At 37.3% G+C, this 2,529-nt stretch carries 3 protein-coding genes; all 3 read left to right on the plus strand.

What is annotated here, in order from left to right; translation table 11 throughout:
• Positions 1-726 (plus strand): FAD binding domain-containing protein (locus HNR33_RS22705; RefSeq protein WP_429088275.1); only part of this gene is annotated, 726 nt, incomplete at its 5' end.
• A 16-nt stretch (positions 727-742) separates the two neighbouring features.
• Positions 743-1,213, plus strand: coding sequence for a (2Fe-2S)-binding protein (locus tag HNR33_RS22710; protein ID WP_429088278.1), 471 nt, complete (start codon positions 743-745; stop codon positions 1,211-1,213).
• A gap of 22 nt (positions 1,214-1,235) precedes the next feature.
• A partial coding sequence (locus tag HNR33_RS22715; protein WP_429088281.1) for a xanthine dehydrogenase family protein molybdopterin-binding subunit occupies positions 1,236-2,529 on the plus strand: 1,294 nt, incomplete at its 3' end.

Raw genomic sequence — 2,529 nt, forward strand, 5'->3', positions numbered from 1 at the left:
AGGATGAGAGAAAAATTAACAACACCAAAGGCAGTAATAGATATAAAAGGAATAAAAGAGCTTCATAGACTAAGCTATGATGAAAAAGAAGGGCTTTTTGTTGGAGCATGTGTAAAATTAAGCGACATGGCACATAACAAGGATGTTGTAGAGAAATACACATTTTTAGCAGATGCAGCTGAAACAGTTGGCTCTGGGCAAGTAAGAAATCTAGCTACAATGGTAGGAAACAATTGCAACGCATCACCATTAGCAGATACATCAACACCAGTACTTGCATTAGATGCAGCTGTAGTGATATATGGAAAAGAAGGGAAAAGAGAAGTATCAATACACGATTTCTTTAAAGGTGTAAGAAAAACATGCTTAACTCAAGGAGAAATAGTTGTAGGGATAAAAGTACCTGCATATAAGGACATGAAAGGAGTATTTACTAAAAACTCAAGAAGAAAAGAAGTAGACCTTTCAACAGTATGTACTAGTGTAGTAAAAGTAGGAGAAGAAATAAGAATAGCAATGGGAGCAGTAGCACCAACTCCAATAAGGGCTAAAAAAGCTGAAGAATATGCAAAAGGGAAAGAGCTTACAGATGAAGCAATAAGCGAAATAGTTGATTTAGCAGTGTCAGAAGCAAGACCAATAGATGATATAAGAGCATCAAAAGAATATAGACTTGAAATGGTAAGAGTAATGGTAAGAAGAAGTCTAGAGCAGTTAAGAGGTTAATAGGGGGTGTAATCTGATGAAACATAAAATATGCTTTACAATAAATAACGAAAGAGTTGAACATGAGGTTGTACCAAACATGACTCTTCTTAAAATGCTAAGAGAAGATTTTGACTTTACAGGTGCAAAAGAAGGCTGTGGACAAGGAGAATGCGGAGCTTGTACAGTACTAGTTGACGGCAAACCGGTAAACGCTTGCCTGATGTTAGCAGTAGATGCAGACGGTAGAGATATTTTAACAGTAGAAGGATTAGCAAATGGAAATGAATTAGATCAGCTTCAGATGTCATTTATCACAAATGGAGCATTACAGTGCGGCTACTGTACGCCAGGAATGATAATGTCAGCAAAAGGACTACTATTAGAAAATCCTAATCCAACAGAGCAGGAAATCAAAGACGCAATCAGTGGAAACTTATGCAGATGCACAGGATACAAAAAGATAATTGAAGCAATAAAAGAAGTAGTAGAAAAGAACAACATATAGCCGAAGGGAGGTTTGAGTATATATGAAATATATAGGCGAAAGAGTATCGAGAGTAGACGGTATAAAAAAAGTTACAGGAGATTTAAAATACGTAGATGACATAAAATTACCAGGAATGCTTTATGCAGCAGTAAAAAGAAGTCCGTATCCACATGCAAAGATACTAAGCATAGACACAAGTAAAGCAGAAAAATTACAAGGGGTAAAAGTAGTAACAACAGGAAAAGACTTTCCAAAGAAAGTAGGACTTTATCTGTCAGACAAGACATTTCTTGCAGTAGATAAAGTAAGATATAGAGGAGAAGCAGTAGCAGCAGTAGCAGCAGAGACAATAGAAATAGCAGAAGAAGCAGCAGAATTAATAGAAGTAAAATATGAAGAGCTAGAACCAGTAACAGATGCAGTAGAAGGCATGAAAACAGATGCACCGCTAGTACATCCAGAGCTAGAAGACTATAGACATGCTCCAATATTTCATACAATACCAGGAACAAACATAAGCGAACACTTCAAGCTAAGAAAAGGTAATGCAGAAGAAGCATTTAAAAAAGCAGATCACATATTAGAAACAAACTTCTTTGTTCCACACATTCAGCACTGCCCAATAGAAAACCACGTAGCAATAGCAAAATATGATAGAGATGGAAGCTTAACAGTATGGGCCAGCTGTCAATCTCCATATGCAGTAAGAATGGGACTATCAGATGCATTTGGGATTCCACTAAACAAGCTAAGAGTAATATCACCAGCAGTAGGAGGAGGATTTGGAGCCAAAGCAGGAACGACACTAGAAGGAATAGTAATACCACTATCAATGAAGACAGGAAGGCCAGTAAAATTAACATATTCAAGAGAAGATGAGTTCTGTAACTCATACGTAAGACAGGCACTTCATTCAAAATTCAGGACAGGAGTAACAAAAGAAGGAAAAATCATTGCCCTAGAAGTAGAATACGTTTGGGATGGAGGAGCGTACACAGAATACGGAGTAAACATAGCCAAATCAGCAGGATTTGCAGCAGCAGGACCATATGACATACCAAACATACACGGAGACTCATACTGTGTATATACAAACCATCCAGTAGGAGGACCATACAGAGGATTTGGTATGGCAGAAATACATTTCTGTATAGAGCAAAATATGGATACAATAGCAAACAACCTAGGAATAGATCCAATAGAATTTAGAAAGATAAATGCACAAAAGCCAGGAGGAAGAACAGCAACAAACGCACTAGTAGACGATGCATGTGCATTAGTAGAATGTTTAGAAAAAGCAGCAGAAGACATAGACTATTACACACCATCAGAAC

The organism is Brassicibacter mesophilus, from assembly GCF_050433385.1.
Taxonomy (GTDB): domain Bacteria; phylum Bacillota; class Clostridia; order Tissierellales; family Proteiniboraceae; genus Brassicibacter; species Brassicibacter mesophilus.